Below are 18,615 nucleotides of genomic sequence, written 5' to 3'. Positions count from 1 at the left end.
TACCAGCGAAGCCCCGGACAGATCCCGCCGGCCTCGCCCACGAGCCGGGCTTCTAGGCTGGACGCATGAGCCGCGACTCGATGACTCCCGCCCCCGACCCCTGGCATGTCTCCGACGTCGACGTCGATCTCCACCTCGAGCTCCTCGGGCTCGAGCGCTCGGAGCCGGACCTCGCTCTGCTCGCCGAGCTCCATCGCCGGCACGTGCACACGTTCCCCTTCGCGAACGTGGACGTGCTCCTGGGCGATCATCCGGGGGTGGCGCCCGCGACCGTGTCCCGCCGGCTGCTGGTCGAGCGCACCGGCGGGTACTGCTTCGAGCACGCCCAGCTGTTCGCCGCGACGTGCGAGTCGCTCGGGTTCGCGGTGACCCGGCGCCTGGGGCGCGTGCACAGCCCGGTCAACACCCGCACCCACATGGCCGTCGAGGTGCAGATCGAGGACACGAGGCTGCTCTGCGACCCCGGTTTCGGGCTCTCGATCACCGAGCCGATGCGGATGTCCGACGGCGCCGTGCGGCACGAGGCGCACGGCGAGTACTCGCTGCACCGCGGCACGGCGGGCGGCGCGGAGACCTGGGAGCTGCGTCGCAGGGACAGCACCGCCCACGTGATCGACACCCTGCCCGTGGTGCCGGCCGACGTGCGCGGCGGCCACGTGATCACGTCGAGGGACCCGGATTCGGGCCCCTTCACCCATCACCTGATCGTCTCGAGGTTCATGGAGGAGGGCCACTTCAGCCTCGCGGACACGGCGCTGACCATCCGCCGGGAGGGTGACCCCACCGAGCGTCGCGACCTCACGCCCGCGCAGTCCGTGGACACCGCACGGGGCCTCGGGGCCTCCATGACCCCGGACCGGGCCGCGACGCTGCGCCGACTCCTCGAGCAGAACGTCGGCGAGGACGGCTCCGCGGACTGACGCGGGGCCGGGTTCGCAGCGTCAGGGCCGCAGGGTCAGGGTCGCAGCAGAGTGCGGAAGGCGCTCAGCGTGCCCTCGAGATCGATGTCGGGCTCCAGCAGCCACTGGATCTGCAGGCCGTCCGACGCCGCCACGAGCAGGGCCGCGATCTGCGCGGGATCGACGTCGGAGCGCAGCTCCCCCGCCTCCTGCTCGGCGCGCACCCGCGCCTCGAGCGCGACGCGCAGGTGCGCGAAGCGTGAGGTGAAGTAGTCCTTCGCCTCGGTCGACCGCGCCTCGAGCGAGGCCGCGACGAGCGTCGAGTACAGCTGCACGAGGCCGGGCACCTCGAGGTTCTGCACGGCCGCCTGCACCATGACGTCGACGGCCGACGAGGGCTCGGGCAGGTCCGGGTCGTCGTCGCGCGCGGCCTCGGCGTGGGCGTAGACCGCCACCAGCAGCTGCTCGAGGGAGTCGAAGTAGTGGCGCAGCGCCGCGTGCGAGACGCCGATGGCCTCGGCGATGCGGCGCAGCGAGGTGCCGTCGGTCCCGCGCTCGCGGAAGACCTCGATGGCGCGGTCCAGGATCTGGCGCCGTCGGGCCATGCCCTTGGCGTAGGCGCCGGGCCGGCCGATGGTCGCCTGCTCCTCGACGTGCGCCTCGGCGGGCGCGTCGTGCGCCGGGTCGGGCCGCCCGGGAGCCGCGTCGCTCCCCTCGCCCTGCTCGCTGCTCGTCATGGCCCGCACCATACCCCGAGAAAACCTCCACACGGTACTTTTCCGTGCTAGCGTGGCGCCGTACGCACCCATCACCACTCCTGAAGGAAAGAAGGGCACCGTGGCTCTCCCCCTCGGCTCCGTGCAGCTGTACACCCTTGCTCAGCAGTTCTCCGACGACATGGGCGGCTCCCTCGACAAGCTCGCCGCGATCGGCCTGAAGAACGTCGAGGCATTCGACTTCGTGCGCCGGCCCCGCGAGATCCGCTCCGCGCTCGACGCGAGCGGCCTCGCCTCCCCGACCGGCCACGCGCCGCTGCTCTCCGACGAGCTGTGGACCCCGGACGGCTCCATCCCCACCCCCGCCAACGAGGTCGTCTTCGAGGCCGCCGCGGAGATCGGGATGACCACCGTCATCGACCCCTTCGTGCCCGTCGAGCGCTGGCTCACGCAGGACGGCGTCAAGGACATCGCCGAGCGCCTGAACGCCGCCTCCGAGACCGCGAAGACCTTCGGGCTGAGCGTCGGCTACCACAACCACGCGCAGGAGTTCCTCGCGAGCTTCGACGGGAAGACCGCGTACGAGTACATGGTCTCCCTGCTCGACCCGAGCGTCGTCATCGAGCTCGACCTGTTCTGGGCGATCGTGGGCGGGCAGAACCCGACCGAGCTCGTGCGCTCGCTCGGCGACCGCCTCGTCGCGGTCCACGTGAAGGACGGCGTCCCGCCGCAGGGCAACCCCTTCGCGCCCGACGCCCCCGACTTCGACTCGGCGAGCCTCGACCAGCGTCACCCCGGCGAGGGCGAGGTGCCCACCGAGGACGCCCTGAAGGCCGCCGGCGACTCCCTGAAGTACGCCGTCATCGAGTACGACCACACTCCTGGCGACGTCTTCGAGGACGTCGCCGCCAGCTTTGCCTTCCTGCGCGACGGAGGATTCATCGCATGAGCACCACCCGCAGCACCGGCGGCCCGATCGGCGTCGGCTTCATCGGCGTCGGCGTCATCTCCGACACCTACCTGGAGAACCTGAGCTCGTTCCCCGACGTCGAGGTCCTGATCCTCGGAGATCTCGACGTGGAGCGCGCGAAGTCCCAGGCCGCCAAGCACGGCGTCCCCGCCTCCGGCACCGCCCAGGACGTCCTGGACCACCCGGACGTGCAGGTCGTCGTCAACCTGACCATCCCCGCCGTGCACGCCGAGGTCTCCGCGAGCGCGATCGCCGCCGGCAAGCACGTGTGGACCGAGAAGCCGCTGGGCCTGGACCGCGCGTCCACCGCGCAGCTGCTCGAGGACGCGAAGGCCAAGGGCCTGCGCGTGGGCTGCGCGCCCGACACCGTGCTGGGCCCGGGCTTCCAGACCGCCAAGCGCGAGATCCTCAAGGGCACCATCGGCACGCCGCTGTTCGCCCAGACCTCCATGCAGTGGCAGGGCCCCGAGGTCTTCCACCCGAACCCCGGCTTCCTCTTCGCCAAGGGCGCGGGTCCGCTGCTGGACATCGGCCCGTACTACATCACGGCGCTCGTGAGCCTGTTCGGCACCGTGGACAAGGTCGCGGCCATGGGCCTGCGCGCGCAGCTCGAGCGCACCATCCAGGTGGGCGACCGCGCCGGGGAGACCTTCCCCGTCGAGGTGCCGTCCACGCTCTCGCTGCTCACCAGCTTCGAGGCCGGCCAGCAGGCGAACTCGCTGGTCAGCTTCGACTCGCCGCTCGCCCGCCAGGGCATCGTCGAGATCCACGGCACCGAGGGCTCGATCTTCCTGCCGGACCCGAACATGTTCGAGGGCTCGATCTCGTACGTGAAGCCCTTCGAGTCCTTCGGCGAGGCGCCGCCCGTCCAGGAGCGCATCGAGATCCCGCAGGAGGGCACGGTCACCGGCCGTGGCCTGGGCCTGCTGGACATGGTCCGCGCGATCGCCGAGGACCGCCCGCACGTCGCGAGCGGCGAGCTGGGCTACCACGTCCTGGACATCATGCTCTCGGCCGAGGAGTCCGCGGCCAGCGAGGAGTTCGTGGCCGTGAAGAGCTCGGTCTCCGAGGTGCCGACGGTCCCCGTCGACTTCGACCCGTTCGCGTCGACCATCTGACCCACGGCAGCACACACGGCCGGGCGGCGCGCCTTCGCGCGTCGCCCGGCCGTGTCATGCGTCCGGCTTCAGTGGTTCAGAGGTATGGACGCGTGATGAGCTCCAGATAGTGGCCAGAAGGGTCCAGGAGATAGACGCCACGGCCCCCATGCTCCGTGTTGATCTCTCCGGGACGGGTCCTCGTGTGGTCCGCCCAGTGCTCGCGCCCGCTCGCGCGGATCGAGGCGAGAGCGCGGTCGAAGTGCTCGTCGTCCAGCAGGTATGCGTAGTGCTGAGGCGGGAAGTCGATCGGTGGGGCGGCGAACTGGAGCAGCACGCCGTTGCCGATGATCAGGTTCTGGAACACGCCCCAGGAAGGGGCCTCCTCCGCTTCCAGCAGGTCGCGGTAGAACGAAGCGAGTCCCTCAGGGTCGCGAGTGGCGATGATGGTGTGGTTGAAGTGCGCGGTCATGGTTCTCCTCGGTCGGTGCGCGGGGTCGGGTAGGTCGACGGCGTGCGCACGACGGGAGGGGCGCGGATCAGGGACCGACCAGGTCGCCTGTCCGGGAGCGGCCGCAACGGGCCTGACTGGTCATCATCGTCGGCGACTCTACGGCGGCGACTCCGGGCCGTCCATACCTCGTCCCGCTACAGCCACCCGTTGTCGGTGGCGCGGCGCACGGCCTCGGCGCGATTGGCGACGCCCAGCTTCCCGATCGCGCTCGAGACGTGGTTGCGCACCGTGCCCTCGGAGAGGAACACCCGCGCGGCGACGTCGGCCGTCGAGCCGCCGTGCGCGCAGGCGCGCAGCACCTCGGTCTCCTTCGCCGAGAGCGGGTTCGGTCCCGCGGCCAGCGACTGCGCGGCGAGCTCGGGGTCGACCACGCGCAGCCCCTGGTGGACGCGGCGGATCGCGTCGACGAGCCGCTCCACGGGGGCGTCCTTGACCATGAAGCCGTCGGCCCCCGCCTCGAGGGTGCGGCGCAGATAGCCTGCGCGGCCGAAGGTCGTCAGCACGATGATGCGGGTGCCGGTGCCCCGCAGGCGCTCGGCGACCTCGAGCCCGTCCGCCGGCCCGGCCTCGCCGTCCGCACCGGTGCCGGCGGGCATCTGCACGTCCAGCAGCAGCACGTCGGGATGCTGCGCCGCGACGGCGGCGAGGGTTCCGGCGCCGTCCGCGGCCTCCGCGACCACCTCGATGTCGGCCTCGAGGCGCAGGAGGGCAGCGAGGCCCGAGCGCAGCAGGGCCTGGTCGTCGGCCAGGGCGATGCGGATCGGGGCGCCGGGTGCGCCGGGAGTGGCGAGGGCGCCGGGTGCGGCGGGCGCGTCAGGCATGGGGGGCTCCTTCGTCGAGCGGCCGACGGGCGGGCGCGAGGTGCGCCGTGATCACGGTCCCCGTGCCGTCCTCGCCCGGGGAGACCACGAGCTCTCCCCCGCTCTCCTCGACGCGGTGGGCGAGGCCGTCCAGGCCCGAGCGGCTGCGATCGCGCGGGATGCCCACGCCGTCGTCGGCGACGCTCACGCAGTCCTCGTCCACACGGATCGTGCAGTGCGTCGCGCGGGAGTGGCGCACCACGTTCGTGATGCCCTCGCGGATCACGTATCCGAAGAGCTCGGCGCGGGCGTCGTCGAGCTCGGGCAGCGCCGCGGGGACGTCGGCCTCGATGCCGGCGGCGGTGAGCACACTGCGGGCCGAGGCGATCTCGGTGGCGGCGCGCACCTCCTGCATGCCGCTCACGGTCGCGCGGACGTCGGCCAGGGACTGGCGGGAGATCCGCTCGACCTCGGAGATCTGGGCTCGCGCGGCCTCAGGGTCCGATTCCAGCAGCCGCTGGGCGAGCTGGGCGGAGACGGTGATGGTGGTGAGCGAATGGCCCAGGATGTCGTGGAGGTCCCGGCCGATGCGCTCGCGCTCGGCGGCGACGGCGAGGACCGCGTTGCGCTGCTCCGCGCGCGCGAGGCGCTCGGTGAGGATCTCGCGCTCGATCCCGTACCCGACGCCCAGGGAGATCATGAGCCCCACGAGCGCGAGGATGATCGAGATGTACTGGCCGGTGAGCACGGCGAGGAGGCAGACGGCGAGGGTGAGCGGGAGGATCACCACCCGGGCGGTGCGCCAGGGCAGCGCGATGGTGTGCGCGATCTGCACGAACATCACCATGTAGAGGACGTTCACGCCGATCGCCGGGACGAACAGGGCGACCAGCAGCCACACCACGGCGATGTACCCGTACCCGAAGCTCGGGCTGTACGCCTTCACCCCGGGCAGGAGGAGGAAGGCCGCGCTGAAGGCGAGGGACAGCACGATGATCGCCGTCGTGCGCACCGGGGTGGGATGGTCGAACGCCGGGATGATCACGAACAGCATGAACAGCAGCGAGGGCGCCGTGTAGAACATCGCGCCCGATTCGACCGCCGCCCGATACAGCCCGCGCAGCGTGCGCGGATGCTGCTCGTCGCAGCGTTCGAGGGGCGGTGCGGTCGCGGCGAGATCGGGCCCGCGGCGCGCGGAGCCGGTCAGTCGTGCTGGCGCCATGGGGTCTCCTCCTCGCGGACTGGCACCGATTCTTCCAGCATTCCTCCGCCGTGCCGCTCAGCGGCGCGAGGCGGAGCGCGCCGCGCGCCCCAGCAGCAGGGCCGCGATCAGCGCGAGGCCGAGGGTCCAGGCGGCGAGGGTCACGAGGCCGCGCATCGGGAAGTCCTCGCCGATGATGCCCCAGGTGCCCAGCTCCCCCACCCAGTACGTCGGGGTGAAGCGGGAGATGGACTGCAGCCAGCTCGGGAACATCTCGTAGGGGAACCAGAGCCCGCCTGCGACGGCGAGCAGCATCATGCCGATCGTGGTCGCGGCGCCGACGGCGCTGGGCTTCAGGGCGAGGCCGACGACCAGGCCCAGCAGCACGAGCGGCAGCATGCCGATCCACAGGGCGAGCAGCGAGCGCACGGCCTCGAGGGCGTCCAGATGGATGCCGGCGACGAGCGCGCCGGCGAGGTAGACGCCGATGAGCGCGGGCAGCACGACGGCCATGGCGGCGACCATCTTGCCGAGCACGAAGCTGCGCGGGGTGAGGCCCGCGACCATGAGCTGGCGCAGCCAGCCGTTGGTGCGCTCGAGCTGGATGATCGCGCCGGCGTTCACCGCGGCGCCGAGTCCGCCGTAGGCGGCCATGCGCACCATGATGAAGGTGCCCACGGTCTCGCCGCCCTCGCCCATGGCCTCCTTCCCGAAGATCTCGTTGAACATCAGGAACATGAGGATCGGGAGGGCGACCGTGAAGAACAGGAACATGCCCTTGCGCAGGGTGGTCGTGGTGGAGGCGAGCGCGAAGCGCGTGGTGCGCCGCAGCTGGCTCGCAGGGGCCCCGCGACTCGCGGTGGCGGCTGTCGACGGAGCATGGACGGCGGTGGATGCGGTGGTCATGGCGTCTCCTGGAGGGTGGGGCGGGCGGGGAGCTCTGGGGGTGCGTTCAGTGGGACGTGAGCGCGAGGAAGGCGTCCTCGAGGCTCGGGGTGGTGACCTCGACGTCGCTGATGGCGGGCAGGCCCGCACCGGTGAAGAGCCCGCGCAGGGTCGCGTCGGAATCCGCGGTGGCGAGGCGCAGGCGGCCGTCCTCGAGCACGTCGACGCTGGTCACGCCGTCGAGGTGGGCGAGGGGGCCGGCGGCGGCGCGGTCCGGCACGCGCAGGGTGATCGCGCGTCCGCCGATCCGGGCCTTGATCTGCGCGCCGGTGCCGTCGGCGACGATGCGCCCTTGGTCCATGACGACCACCCGACCGGCCTGCTGGTCGGCCTCCTCGAGGTAGTGGGTCGCGAAGACGATGGTGCGGCCGTCGGCGGCGACGTGGCGCATGCGCTCCCAGAAGCGTCGACGGGTCTCGACGTCCATGGCGACGGTGGGCTCGTCCAGCAGGATGACCTCGGGGTCGGGCAGCAGGGCGAGGGCGAAGCGGACGCGCTGCGCCTCCCCGCCCGAGAGCTTCGAGGTGCTGCGGCGCAGCAGGGAGGAGATGTCGGCGCGCTCGATGACCTCGTCGAGCGGGAGCGGGTGCGCGCAGACCCCGGCGACGAGGTTCAGCATCACCCGCACCGGGGTGTCCTCGAGGAGGGCGCCGTTCTGGAGCATCGCGCCGACGAGGCCGCGGCGCGCGGCGTCGGTGGGGGTGGTGCCGCAGATGCGCACCTCACCGGCGTCCGGGGTCGCGAGGCCGAGCATCATCTCGGTGGTCGTGGACTTGCCGGCGCCGTTGGGGCCGAGCAGCGCGAGGATCTGGCCGCGCGGGACGGCGAGGTCGAGGTCGTCGACGGCGGTGAGGGAGCCGAAGGTCTTGGTCAGGGCCCGGCAGTCGATCGCGGGCCGGGGTTCCTGGGACGGGGCCGGGGTCGTCTCGTTCATGGCTCCAGCCTCCGCCGCGCCGGGGCCGCGGGCCCATCGGTCGCCGTCACGTCCCTCCCATGACAGCTGTCATGGGAGAGGCGGAGGAGCTCAGTCCGCGGCGGGCAGGCTGCGCACGGCCGCGGAGACGGTGCGCACGAACAGCACGAGCCAGGCCATGACGGTCGCGGCCGCGCCCATCTCGAACGCCGTGAGGTTCAGGTACCCCGCGCCCTTCCACAGCATCAGCAGGGCCAGCAGCGCGATGATCACGCCCACCGTGACGGCGAGGAAGCTGCCGGGCAGGCGCCGGAACAGCACCGGGAAGCCCACGAGCGCGGTGGCGAAGACGAGCACGATGCTCTGCGCGGCGGCATCGTGCCAGGTCCGCTCGGCGTCGATCGGGATCAGGGCCACGGCGATCACGAGCAGCCCGAGGACGATGAGCGCGAGCCGCACGAGCGTGGCCCGGGAGCGGGTCTGGCCGGTCGCGCGGCACCAGAGGGCGACGTCGTGGCCCACGAAGTCGCCGATCGCGGCGAGCGCGAGCCCCGCCAGCAGCAGGGTGAGGTTGAAGGTGAGTCCGTCCCGGCCCGAGCCGAGCGCGGAGAAGTGGTGGTGCCACCAGTGCGGGTCGCTCGCGCTCAGCGCGGCCGCGAGCGCACCGGTCACGAGGAACGCGGCGAGCAGCACGGACAGGGACTCGCTGGTGAGCGCGAGAGCGCTCTCCACGCAGGCGTAGGCGCAGGCAGCGGCGGTGATGGCGACCCACACGGCGCCGGTCCAGCGGTCCAGGGCGAGCCCCAGGAAGGCCGAGGCGAACACCCCGTAGAGGGCGCTGCACAGCAGGAAGGCGAACACCGCGTGGAGCGCGCCGAGGGCGAGGATGTTGGCCGCGCAGCGGACCCGGGAGATCTCCCGCAGCCAGGGCTGGCGGCGCGGGGTGATCGTGAGACCGGCGAGGACGAAGCCGAGCAGACCGGCGCCCATCCCCGCGTACGCCGCGACCTCGCCGATCGAGCCGCGGCCGAACAGCGGGAGCGTCGTGCGCAGCGAGACCAGGCCCAGTCCGAGACCGAGCACGGCGGCGCCCGCAGCGCACCACAGAGCTGCCGTCTCGTCGCTGGAGGCCTCCGGCGCGGACGCGGGGGTCGGGTCGGGCGCGGCGGTCGCGGTCTGGTCGGGCGCGGTGGTCGGCTCGGGGGCGGGCGCGGTGGTCGGTTCGGGGGTCTGCTCGCGCATGCCTCGATTCTCCCCCGCGCAGGGGCGGATAGGCTCGCCGCGTGCTCGTCCGTGATCTGCGTCTGCTGTCGCCCTCCCCCGCATCGCCCGTGTCGATCCGTCTGCGTGACGAGGTGATCGCGGAGATCGGGGCGGATCTCGTGCCGTCCCCGGGCGAGGAGGTCCTCGAGGCGGGCGGGGCCCTCGCGGTCCCCGGCCTCTGGGACCACCACGTGCACGTGGGCCAGACCGCCCAGGGCTACGCGCGGCTCGACACCTCAGGGCTCGCCTCGGTCGACGAGGTGCTGCGGGAGGTCGCCTCCGCGATCGCCTCCCGTCCCGCGGGCGCCGAGGCGCTCATCGGCTTCGGCCACCGTCTCGTGGACATGGCGGGCGATCCCACGGTGGCCGGGCTCGACGCCGTCGCCGGGGAGCTGCCCGTGGTGCTGATCGGCGGCGACGCGCACCACGCCTGGATGAGCTCGGCCGCTCTGCGCGCACTGGGCCTGCCGCCGCGACGCGGGATCGTGGCCGAGGACGAGTGGTTCGACGCCGTCGCCCACCTCGACGACCTCCCGGGCGTCGCGGCGCACCTCGAGGCCGGGGTCGGGAAGCTCCAGGAGAACGCGCTCGCGCGCGGGATCGTCGGCCTCACGGACATGGAGTGGGCGGACAACGCGTCCCTGTGGGCCCGGCGCGAGGCCCGGATCCGGGTGCGCACGGCCACCTACGCCTCCGGGCTCGATGGCGTCCCGGGGCCCACGGGCACGCCGATCGGCGGCTCGGGGCTCGTGACCATGGGCCCGCTCAAGGTGATCGCCGACGGCTCGCTCGGCTCGCGCTCGGCCTACTGCCGCCACCCCTACGCGTTCTCCGGGGAGGCGGGGGCCCACCCGCTCGGCGGCGGATACGGGGTGCTCAGCCACATGGCCGACGACCTCGCGGCGCTGCTCGCGCGGGCCGACGCGCGCGGGCTCGAGGTCGCCGTGCACGCGATCGGCGACGCCGCCGCCGCTGTGGTCCTGGATGCGCTCGAGGAGGCCGCCGCGGGTCGCGAGAACGGGGGCGTCGGCGGGCGTCGGGGCGGCCCCAGGATCGAGCACGCCCAGCTGCTGGCCGACGAGGACGTGGCGCGGATGGCGGCGCTCGGGGTGCTGGCCTCGGTGCAGCCCGCCCATCTGCTCGACGACCGCGACCCCACCGAGGAGGTCTGGCCGGGCGACGCGCAGCGCTCCTACCGCTTCCGCGACCTTCTCGACGCGGGCGTCGACCTGCTCATGGGCTCGGACTCCCCCGTCGCCCCCGTGGATCCCTGGCTCGCCTTGTCCGCGGCCGTCCACCGCAGTGCCGACGGGCGCGAGGCGTGGTTCCCCGCCCAGCAGCTGCAGCCCCTCGAGGCGCTCGCCGCCTCGACCGACGGGGCCGGGGTCCGGCCCGTGGTCGAAGCGCACGCGGACCTGGTGCTGCTGGAGGATCCGGTCGACGGGGAAGGGCCCGGGCTCTTCACCGACGTGCCGCGCGGGGCCGACGGTGTCTTCGTGGAATCCGCGGCGCGGGAGGCCGCGGCGCGTCTGCGGGAGGTGCGGCCGCTCGCGACGATCGTCGACGGGCGGATCGCCTTCTCGCGCTGAGCGCGGGGCGATCAGCGCGGGCGATCAGCGCGGGGAGGTCACAGCGCGCGAAGGTCGGCGCAGGCAGGCCAGCGGGCGGGCCCTCAGTCGTCCTGTTCGAGCAGCGCCGCCAGCCGATCCACCGAGGCCCTCAGACTGGCCTCGGTGGTGCGTCGGGCGCGCTCCTCGCGGACGGGGTCGTGCAGGTCGGTCCAGTCGTAGGTGTGGATGACGCGGGTGCGGCCCTCGCCCAGGGGTTCGAGGTCCCAGCGCCAGAGGTGACCGGGCGGCTGCTCGCCCTCAGGTGCGGGGAGCCAGGCGATGCGCAGGCCCTCGTCGAAGTCGACCACGTGGTTCTCGCGCACGGCGCCGGTGGTCAGCGTCATCGCGAAGACATCCCCGACGCCTCTCACGCGCTGGCCGGAGGCGGCCTCGGCGAGGTTGTCGTTGCCGTCCCATGCGGTCTGCAGCGCCGGGTCGGCGATGTGCTCGAAGATCACGCCGGGAGCTGCCGCGATCACGCGACTCGCACTCACCACGCGCGGGGCCGTCTCGGCGGGATCGTTCTGCGTCTCGTCCATGGCGCACATTCTGCCCTCCGGGCGAGCCCGCCGCCTCGGGGCAGCCGCCCGCGCGGGGTTCTGCGTGTCCACTGTGCACACCATGTCGGCATCTTCCGGGCAAGGGGTCTACAGTGCCGCACTGTGACCCGGGTCGCCCTCCGCGGCGGCCCGCCCGCACCACAGCCACGACCGGAAGGAGTGTGCCCCATGGACACCACGACGGACGCCAGCACTGCGACGCAGCCCCACACCCTCGAGCTGTCGAGGCTCCGGGGCTACCGGGTGCGCGAGATCGGCTTCGTGCTGGGCCGCCTGCGGATCCGTTTCGAGTCCCCCACGGGCTCGAGCGAGCAGCCGCTCCTGGAGTGCCTGGTGATGCCCACCGTGCTGAAGGAGCACTCGATCGTCTCCTCCGACGACGAGCGCTGGGCGGGCGCCCTGCGCGCACTGATCGGCCAGGACGTCACCGACACCTACGAGGAGCAGGGCATCGGGCTGCGCCTCGAGCTGACCTACGGCTCGCTGCGCATCCACCCCCGCCCCTCCCAGCGCGACGGCACGGCCGTCGCCCGTCTGAGCGACTTCGGGGACGGCGCGCACAAGGAGTGGACCTCGGGGGTCGACTGCTTCGCGGATCTGCACCGCGAGCTGCGCTGAGGACCGAATCGCCGGAGAGGCCCGGCCCGCCGGCTCAGTCGCCGCGGGCCGCCCTCCCGCCCAGCGTCCTGTCGGCCACCGCGAGCACGAGCAGGAGCACGGCCGCCGCGAGCATCACCAGCCCGAGGTCGTGCATGCCCCCGGTGTCGGCCCGTCGGCCGAAGAGCACACCGCTCGCCGAGGACGAGCCGATCGCGCCGAGGTACATGAAGGTGCGCAGCAGTCCCGCCGCCGCTCCCATCTGCTCGCTGCGCGCCTGCCGGTAGACGGCGTTCTGGTTGGCGAGGTTCAGCAGCCCCTGCGGGATGCCGAGCACGACGGCGATCGCGAGCAGCAGCACGAGCGGCGAGCGGTCCCCGAGCGCGAGCACCATGGCGCACGCGAGGATCTGGGCGAGCGAGCCGACGATCAGCTTCCCGCGCAGCGCCTCGCGCCGTCCCGTGAGGGCGACGACCGCGATGCCGACGGCGAAGGTGGGCAGCAGCACGAGACCGGAGAGCGAGGGGCTGAGCCCGCGCGCCTCCTGCATCCACTGCGTGAAGCCGTAGATGTACCCGTAGCTCACGAGCGCCGCGAGCACCGAGCGCAGGTAGGTGCGCACGAGCGCTGGACTCGCCCGCAGCATCCGCACGTCGATGAAGGGGTCGGCCCGCCGCAGCTCGCAGATCCAGAAGCCGGCGCCCGCAGCGAGCACGGGCACGAGCAGCCAGAGCCGCCCGACGGACGGGCTCATGACCAGGAGCAGCAGGCTCACCAGGGCGATCGTGAAGAGCACGATCCCGACCACGTCGATGCGTGCGCGGCCGACGGGCCGGCGGCTCGGCGGCAGGTAGAGACGGCCCAGCACGAGCCCCGCGGCGCCCAGCAGCACGTTGATCGCGAGCGTGCTGCGCCAGCCGCCCGCGTCGATGAGGACTCCTCCGAGCACCGGCCCGATCACCGAGATGGTCTGGGTGGTGATGCTGAGCGCGCTGAGCACGGCGGCGGGGCTGTCCACCCCGGTGCGATCGCCCTCGTCGCGGATCAGGCGCATCGCCGAGGGATAGCCCGCGCAGGTCCCGAAGCCGAGCACCACGCGCGCGGCCACCAGCACCCAGATGTTCGGGGCGAAGGTGCCGATCACCCCGGCGAGCAGGGTGAGCGCGGAGCCGATGAGGAACATGCGCCGGGCGCCGTAGGCGTCGACGAGACGCCCCATCAGCGGCTGGCCGACGGCGGTGGCGAGATACAGGCCAGTGATCAGCCAGGTGGTCTCCCGCGCGGGCGCGCCGAGCGCGATGCCGATGGGCACCAGCGCGACGGCGATGATCGAGGAGTTGATCGGGTTCAGGATCGACCCGAGCATCATCGGGGACAGCAGCCGGCGATCGAAGCGATCCGGGGGCGAGGGGCGGCGGGCGATCGCCGTCATCGCTGCAGCAGGCGCTCGAGGAGGGCGGCCGCGGCGATGAGCTGCGCGCGCTCGTGCTCGGTGAACTCCTCGGTGAGGCCCTGCTCGAGCCAGGCCTGGCGCATCCCGCGAGCGCCCTGCACGTAGTCGAGGCCCGTCTCGGTGACGGCGATGATCTGGCGACGGCCGTCGGCGGGATCGGCCGTGCGCTCGATGAGGCCGGCCTTCGCGAGAGCCGCCACCGTCACCGCCGCGGCCTGGGCCGAGATCCGCTCGGCCTGGGCGAGGGAGGCGCCCGAGTCGGCGTCGCCGCGCACGAAGAGGGTGAGGGCGGAGGCCTGCGCGGGCGTGAGGACATCGCTGCCGGAGACCGCGAGAAGGCGGCGCCGCAGCCTGCCGACGACCCCGCGCAGGGCGTGCGCGGCCTCCGCCGAGGAGGCCGGACGATTTGCTGGATCCATACCGTCAACGTACATTGATCAATGTTCGTTGAGCAAACCTGGTCCTGACCGTCACCGAGCGGGCCCATCGCCCCCCTCCACCGCGACCACCCAGTCCACCCCGACCGAGGAGCACTCCCCCATGACCTCCACCGCGACCACCCCTCACGAGACGCCGGGCTCCGCACCGCGCACCGTCCTGCTCGCCATGGACTTCCAGCACGGCATCGCCGACCGCTTCGCCGGCACCGGCGTCCTCGAGCACGCCCGCGCCGCCGTCGAGGCGGCGCGGGACGCCGGCATCCCCGTGGTGTGGGTGCGCGTGGCCTTCCGCCCCGGCTACCCCGAGATCGCACCGACCTCCGGCTTCGCCGGCATCTCGGCCCGCGCGGGCGAGAACGGCATGACCGAGGACTCCCCCGCCACGGCGCTCCACGAGGCCCTCGCCCCACGCCCGGAGGAGCCGGTCGTGATCAAGCGCCGGATCAGCGCGTTCACCGGCAGCGACCTCGAGGTGCTGCTGCGGGGCATGCAGGCCGAGTCGCTCGTGCTCGCCGGGATCTCCACGAGCGGCGTCGTGCTCTCGACGCTGCGCCAGGCCGCGGATCTGGACTTCCGCCTCACCGTGCTCGCCGACGCGTGCGCCGACCCCGACGAGGAGGTGCACCGCGTGCTCACGCAGAAGGTGTTCCCGCGTCAGGCGGCGGTGACGACCGTCGACCAGTGGGTCGACGGGTTCGCCGGCGCCTGAGCCCGCGCGCTCACGCCTCGCCCAGGAGCGTCTCCGCGTTGCGGGTGGTCAGGCGCCGCCAGCTGGTCGCGCCGAGGGGCGGGGCCGCGCGGTCGATGCTCTCGATCTGCGCGTCGACCGCGGGCGCCGGGGTCCAGCAGGAGTCGCTGCCGTAGAGCACGTGCTGGGATCCGGCGACGTCCACCAGCAGCGGCGCGGCGTGCGGGAAGGGCGTCCCCGCGAGGTCGAACCAGAGGCCGCGCAGCGCGTCGGCGAAGGGCGTGCCGCCCAGCCCGAATCCGCCCTGGAAGAGGGCGACCCGGTCGGACAGCAGGGCGAGGGAGGCCCCGGAGTGCGGGACGATCACGCGCAGTCCGGGATGGCGGTCCAGGGCGCCCGCGAGCACGAGGTCCACGATGCTGCGGGTCGAGTCGGCCATGAACTCGAGCATCGGACGCGGCCGGCCGAGGTCCGTCCCGTCGGCCCCGACGGGCGAGGTCGGGTGCACGAACACGATCGCGCCCGCCGCCTCGAGCTCCGCCCACAGCGGCTCGAGCGCCTGATCGCCCAGGTACTGGCCGCGCGCGTTCGACTCGAGGATCACCCCGCGCGCACCGGGCAGCGCGAGGGCCCGACGGGCCTCGACGCGGGCCGCGTCGACATCGGGCAGGGGCAGGGAGGCGAAGAAGGAGAGGCGCTGCGGATGCTCGGCGACGAACGCGGCCGCGGCGTCGTTCACCGCGCGGGCGAGCGAGGCCGCGGACGCGTCGTCGCCGAAGTGGACGCCGGGCGAGGAGATCGAGAGCACCGCGTGCTCGATGTCGCGGCGGTCCATGTCCTCGATCTGCGAAGCGAGGTCCCACTGCGGCCACCCGGGCATGCCGTCGGGGTGCTCGATCCCCGCGGCGCGGGCGGCGGCGACGTAGTCGTCGGTGACGAAGTGGGCGTGGACGTCGATCAGGCGATCTGCGGGAGCGATCATGGCGGGCAGGGTACGCCCGCGGCGACCTCTGCCGCCGGTCGACTCAGGCGGTGCGCGCGAAGAGGTCGAAGAACTCGTCGGCGAGCACGACCTCGACGTCCTCCGGGAGGCTCTCGACGAGCTCCTTCACGTCCGACGGGGTCCAGCTCCAGGCGTTGATGAGCCCGGCGATGAACAGCGGCCCGCCCTTCTCGTCGGCCCCGTCCGCCCCGCGCTCCTCCTCGATCTTCGCGAGCAGCTCCTCGCGGTAGGTGTCGACGCCACCCGCGGGATAGAACGTGCCGAGCAGCGGGACGGCGGCACCGGGGTCGCTGATCGCGCCCTTCTCGTCGGTCTGCATGATGCCGCGCAGCTCGACGTTCTTCGCATAGGACTCGAGGACCCAGTCGGGAAGGGTCGGCGAGGGCTTCCCGGACTCGGGCGTCGAGTAGGCGTAGACGACGTCGAGCCCGGTGCGGGACTGGTAGCGGCCGGAGGCCTTCGTGAAGACGTCCAGCTGGTCCTTCGGCCAGGAGTCGCCGTAGGTGTAGCCCGCGCCGGAGGGGCCGCACACCAGGAAGTCGTTCTCGGTGGCGGTGCGCTGGAAGTGGTGGAGCAGGGCGGGGCCGATGTCCTCGAGGAGAGGGGTGATGGTCCAGTTCATGGGCACGGACCCGCGGGCGGGATCGTCCCAGAGCTCGCGCATGTGCCGCTCGCAGAACTGGATGTTGTCGCCCTCGCCGAAGGTGAGAGTGAGGTAGGTGCGGTCGTTCACGCGGCCCCGCGAGGGCTTGGTGGGCCGGGCCCGGGTCGTGGCGGGGATGCCCGACAGCACGCTCGCGTTCATGTAGTAGTCGGCGGCGACGACGATGACGCCGTGGGTGCTGCACAGCTCGACCCCCGACCATTCGCCGTCCACGTCGTTCGCGAACCATCCCGCGTAGACGGTGCCGGGGTCGACCTTCGCGAGCAGCTCGGAGAACTGGCTGCCGCTGTCGCCCGAGGGCGGGAGCCACGTGATCAGCGCGCTCGTGGCGATCGCGAAGTCGCGGAAGGAGGAGAAGGGCTCGACGCGGGTGGGCGCGGTCCCGGTCGTGGAGACCAGGTACTCGTTCTCGAGCTCGAGGTCGATGCTCACGGCGCTCGCTCCGGCCGGCACCTCGAAGCGGTAGATGAAGGAGGAGCCGCCGTCGGCGAAGCGCAGTCCGTCCTTGGTCTGGGAGCCGCTGCCGTCGAAGAGGAACTCGGCCTCGGCGTCGGTGCCGGGCACGAAGTCGGCGGTCTGCTCGCCGTCGACCGTGAGGGTCGCGTGGTGGAGGGCGGGGCCCCAGCCGTCCTCGGGGAAGGAGTCGGACAGGCGCACGAAGACCTCGCCGTCGCCGACCTGGCCGGTGAGGTCCACGGTCTGCGTGCCGAGGTTCGAGGAGTCGGTGACGCGCTCCTTCTCGCGCAGCAGCTCGGTCCATTCCACGCCGTCGACCTCGACCGTGTGGGTGGGCGGGAGGCCGACGAGGACCTTGTGGGTGCTCTTCTCCCAGAGGTGGTCGGTCGCGTACGCATAGATCGCGGCGGGGTCGTCGTCGAAGCGTCCGCGCAGGTCCTCGATGACCTTCAGGTGATGCTCGGAGGCCTGGTCGGCGGTCGCGACGACGGCGCCGCGCTGGGCGGCGATCGTGGTGGCGAGGTTGATGGTGTCCGGTGCGTCCATGTCGTAGACGACGGCGCCCGAGATACGGCGGCGGAAGCGGCCGACGAGGTCGAGCGGGTGCTTCTCGTACCGGGTGCGCGCGGGCAGATCGGGGATCCAGGTCTCGTCGACGTCGTCGGCGATGAGGTACAGCTCGGGGCGCTCGCGGTTCACCAGGCCCTGCAGGGTGATCAGCAGCAGACGGTCGAAGCCGTCGAGCTTCCGCATGTCGCCCACGCGCACCGTGCTCGCGGCGCGGTCGAAGGTCGGGAAGAGGCGCCCGCGCTCCCAGTGCACGGCGGGGGCGGATCCGCCGTGGTGACCGCCGTGGTGACCGCCGGCGGGAGCCGGGCCCGCCGCGTCGGCCGACGGGGCGCTCATCGAGAGAGCGGCGGCGCCCGCGGCGCCGATGCCGCCGGCCAGCGCCGTGCGGCGGGTGAACGAGCGGGACGCCGACGGCGCGGTCGCCGCCGGGTCAGGACGGGAGGAGAGGGCAGGGCGGGGCAGATCCACGGTCATCATCGACTCCTGTGGCAGGTGGGGGATCTGCACTGTAACCGCGGGATGCCCACGTGGGAAGGGTGGGTCGGGGGCACGAGACGGCGGGTGGGGCGGTTCGCCGGAAAGGTCCGCGAAGAGTTCGGAACCGATGGACCCGCCAACCCTCCCCACACCCCCGCCGTCCACATCGTCGCGTCACAGGGCGCACACCGTGGGCACCCTGGGCATTCGAGACGAGCCGCCTCGCCACTCCATGTCAAGCCACCCTTGACAGTTCGTCCAGTCGGCAGAAGACTCGTGTGGACATCACGGCATCGGCCCGCCGACACGGAATCGACGACCTCGAGATACGCCATGCCTGGCGGAACGCCTGCGACTCGTCGAGTACGAGTACCGCGGAGAGGATCGTCTCCTGGTCATCGGCCCGGATCGCCACGGGATGCTGCTCGAGATGGTCGCGCTTCCCACGGACGCCCCAGCCCTCGTCATCCACGCAGACCGACTTCGCCCGACCTTCTACGACCACCTGAGGTGATCGCATGGCATTCGACCCCGCTCACAGGACGACGGCGAACGGCCTCGACTCTCTGGACCCCCTGACGACTCCATCGCAGGATGCAGAACCCTTCCGTCGGATCCTCGCCGCGCGCGAGGGACTGGTGCGCGCAGAACGGGAGCTGCGGGATGCTGTCGCCACCGCACGGGACACAGGGATCTCCTGGACCGTGATCGGTGCGGCCCTGGACACCACCCGCCAGGCGGCGCAGCAGCGGTTCGGCCGCTGAGACCACCGTGCTCGC

19 protein-coding genes are annotated in these 18,615 nt (G+C 72.6%); 7 read left to right on the top strand and 12 right to left on the bottom strand.

Features of this window, described 5'->3' with window-relative positions; genetic code table 11:
* The first annotated feature begins 65 nt into the window (after positions 1-65).
* Complete coding sequence (locus tag M4486_RS17455) at positions 66-920, top strand: arylamine N-acetyltransferase family protein (RefSeq protein ID WP_249478595.1); 855 nt, start codon at positions 66-68, stop codon at positions 918-920.
* A 35-nt stretch (positions 921-955) separates the two neighbouring features.
* Here M4486_RS17455 and M4486_RS17450 read toward each other — a convergent pair whose 3' ends face one another.
* The gene (locus M4486_RS17450; protein ID WP_429798308.1) at positions 956-1,636 is read right to left on the bottom strand and encodes a TetR/AcrR family transcriptional regulator; all 681 of its coding nucleotides are present in this window, start codon (positions 1,634-1,636) and stop codon (positions 956-958) included.
* Between the two features lie 100 nt (positions 1,637-1,736).
* Here M4486_RS17450 and M4486_RS17445 point away from each other — a divergent pair, with 100 nt between their 5' ends.
* Entirely contained in the window at positions 1,737-2,564 is an 828-nt protein-coding gene (locus M4486_RS17445) for a sugar phosphate isomerase/epimerase family protein (protein WP_249478594.1), read from the top strand.
* Positions 2,561-3,703: a Gfo/Idh/MocA family protein gene (locus tag M4486_RS17440; RefSeq protein WP_249478593.1), complete on the top strand. Its 1,143-nt coding sequence runs from the start codon at positions 2,561-2,563 to the stop codon at positions 3,701-3,703. Before M4486_RS17445 ends, M4486_RS17440 begins: the two co-directional genes overlap by 4 nt.
* A 76-nt stretch (positions 3,704-3,779) precedes the next feature.
* On the opposite strand, the gene M4486_RS17435 is transcribed toward M4486_RS17440, so the two are convergent.
* From M4486_RS17435 to M4486_RS17410, 6 genes are all read right to left on the bottom strand, one after another.
* Entirely contained in the window at positions 3,780-4,154 is a 375-nt protein-coding gene (locus M4486_RS17435) for a VOC family protein (protein ID WP_249478592.1), read from the bottom strand.
* 176 nt (positions 4,155-4,330) lie between these two features.
* Positions 4,331-5,017 carry a response regulator transcription factor gene (locus M4486_RS17430; RefSeq protein ID WP_249478591.1) on the bottom strand — a complete coding sequence of 229 codons (687 nt, stop codon included), beginning with the start codon at positions 5,015-5,017 and terminating at the stop codon, positions 4,331-4,333.
* Positions 5,010-6,218, bottom strand: a complete 1,209-nt coding sequence (locus M4486_RS17425) for a sensor histidine kinase (RefSeq protein ID WP_249478590.1) — start codon at positions 6,216-6,218, stop codon at positions 5,010-5,012. Before M4486_RS17425 ends, M4486_RS17430 begins: the two co-directional genes overlap by 8 nt.
* 57 nt (positions 6,219-6,275) lie before the next feature.
* Entirely contained in the window at positions 6,276-7,103 is an 828-nt protein-coding gene (locus tag M4486_RS17420) for an ABC transporter permease (protein ID WP_249478589.1), read from the bottom strand.
* Positions 7,104-7,149: 46 nt separating this feature from the next.
* Complete coding sequence (locus tag M4486_RS17415) at positions 7,150-8,076, bottom strand: ABC transporter ATP-binding protein (protein WP_249478588.1); 927 nt, start codon at positions 8,074-8,076, stop codon at positions 7,150-7,152.
* Positions 8,077-8,166: 90 nt separating this feature from the next.
* Positions 8,167-9,297: a DUF998 domain-containing protein gene (locus M4486_RS17410; RefSeq protein WP_249478587.1), complete on the bottom strand. Its 1,131-nt coding sequence runs from the start codon at positions 9,295-9,297 to the stop codon at positions 8,167-8,169.
* Between the two features lie 41 nt (positions 9,298-9,338).
* Here M4486_RS17410 and M4486_RS17405 point away from each other — a divergent pair, with 41 nt between their 5' ends.
* Entirely contained in the window at positions 9,339-10,907 is a 1,569-nt protein-coding gene (locus tag M4486_RS17405; protein WP_249478586.1) for an amidohydrolase family protein, read from the top strand.
* A gap of 83 nt (positions 10,908-10,990) precedes the next feature.
* Here M4486_RS17405 and M4486_RS17400 read toward each other — a convergent pair whose 3' ends face one another.
* Positions 10,991-11,467, bottom strand: coding sequence for an SRPBCC family protein (locus tag M4486_RS17400; protein ID WP_249478585.1), 477 nt, complete (start codon positions 11,465-11,467; stop codon positions 10,991-10,993).
* Positions 11,468-11,656: 189 nt separating this feature from the next.
* Between M4486_RS17400 and M4486_RS17395 the strand changes: the two genes are divergently transcribed.
* Positions 11,657-12,106 carry a hypothetical protein gene (locus M4486_RS17395; protein ID WP_249478584.1) on the top strand — a complete coding sequence of 150 codons (450 nt, stop codon included), beginning with the start codon at positions 11,657-11,659 and terminating at the stop codon, positions 12,104-12,106.
* Positions 12,107-12,140: 34 nt separating this feature from the next.
* On the opposite strand, the gene M4486_RS17390 is transcribed toward M4486_RS17395, so the two are convergent.
* Together M4486_RS17390 and M4486_RS17385 are read right to left on the bottom strand one after the other, a co-directional pair.
* A complete protein-coding gene (locus tag M4486_RS17390; RefSeq protein ID WP_249478583.1) occupies positions 12,141-13,517 on the bottom strand; it encodes an MFS transporter in 1,377 nt (458 codons plus the stop codon).
* A complete protein-coding gene (locus tag M4486_RS17385) occupies positions 13,514-13,957 on the bottom strand; it encodes a MarR family winged helix-turn-helix transcriptional regulator (protein WP_249478582.1) in 444 nt (147 codons plus the stop codon). The genes M4486_RS17390 and M4486_RS17385 overlap by 4 nt, the downstream gene beginning before the upstream one ends.
* A gap of 121 nt (positions 13,958-14,078) precedes the next feature.
* On the opposite strand from M4486_RS17385, the gene M4486_RS17380 reads away from it, so the two are divergent.
* A complete protein-coding gene (locus M4486_RS17380) occupies positions 14,079-14,687 on the top strand; it encodes a cysteine hydrolase family protein (protein WP_249478581.1) in 609 nt (202 codons plus the stop codon).
* 10 nt (positions 14,688-14,697) lie between these two features.
* On the opposite strand, the gene M4486_RS17375 is transcribed toward M4486_RS17380, so the two are convergent.
* On the bottom strand, positions 14,698-15,648 hold the full coding sequence (locus tag M4486_RS17375) for an amidohydrolase family protein (RefSeq protein WP_249478580.1): 951 nt from the start codon (positions 15,646-15,648) through the stop codon (positions 14,698-14,700).
* Between the two features lie 43 nt (positions 15,649-15,691).
* On the bottom strand, positions 15,692-17,836 hold the full coding sequence (locus M4486_RS17370) for a GxGYxYP domain-containing protein (RefSeq protein ID WP_249478579.1): 2,145 nt from the start codon (positions 17,834-17,836) through the stop codon (positions 15,692-15,694).
* A 518-nt stretch (positions 17,837-18,354) separates the two neighbouring features.
* Between M4486_RS17370 and M4486_RS17365 the strand changes: the two genes are divergently transcribed.
* A complete protein-coding gene (locus M4486_RS17365) occupies positions 18,355-18,600 on the top strand; it encodes a hypothetical protein (protein ID WP_152351431.1) in 246 nt (81 codons plus the stop codon).
* The last annotated feature ends 15 nt before the right edge of the window (positions 18,601-18,615 follow it).

The organism is Brachybacterium kimchii (genome assembly GCF_023373525.1).
Taxonomy (GTDB): domain Bacteria; phylum Actinomycetota; class Actinomycetes; order Actinomycetales; family Dermabacteraceae; genus Brachybacterium; species Brachybacterium kimchii.
This window is presented reverse-complemented; position numbering and strand designations above follow the sequence as displayed.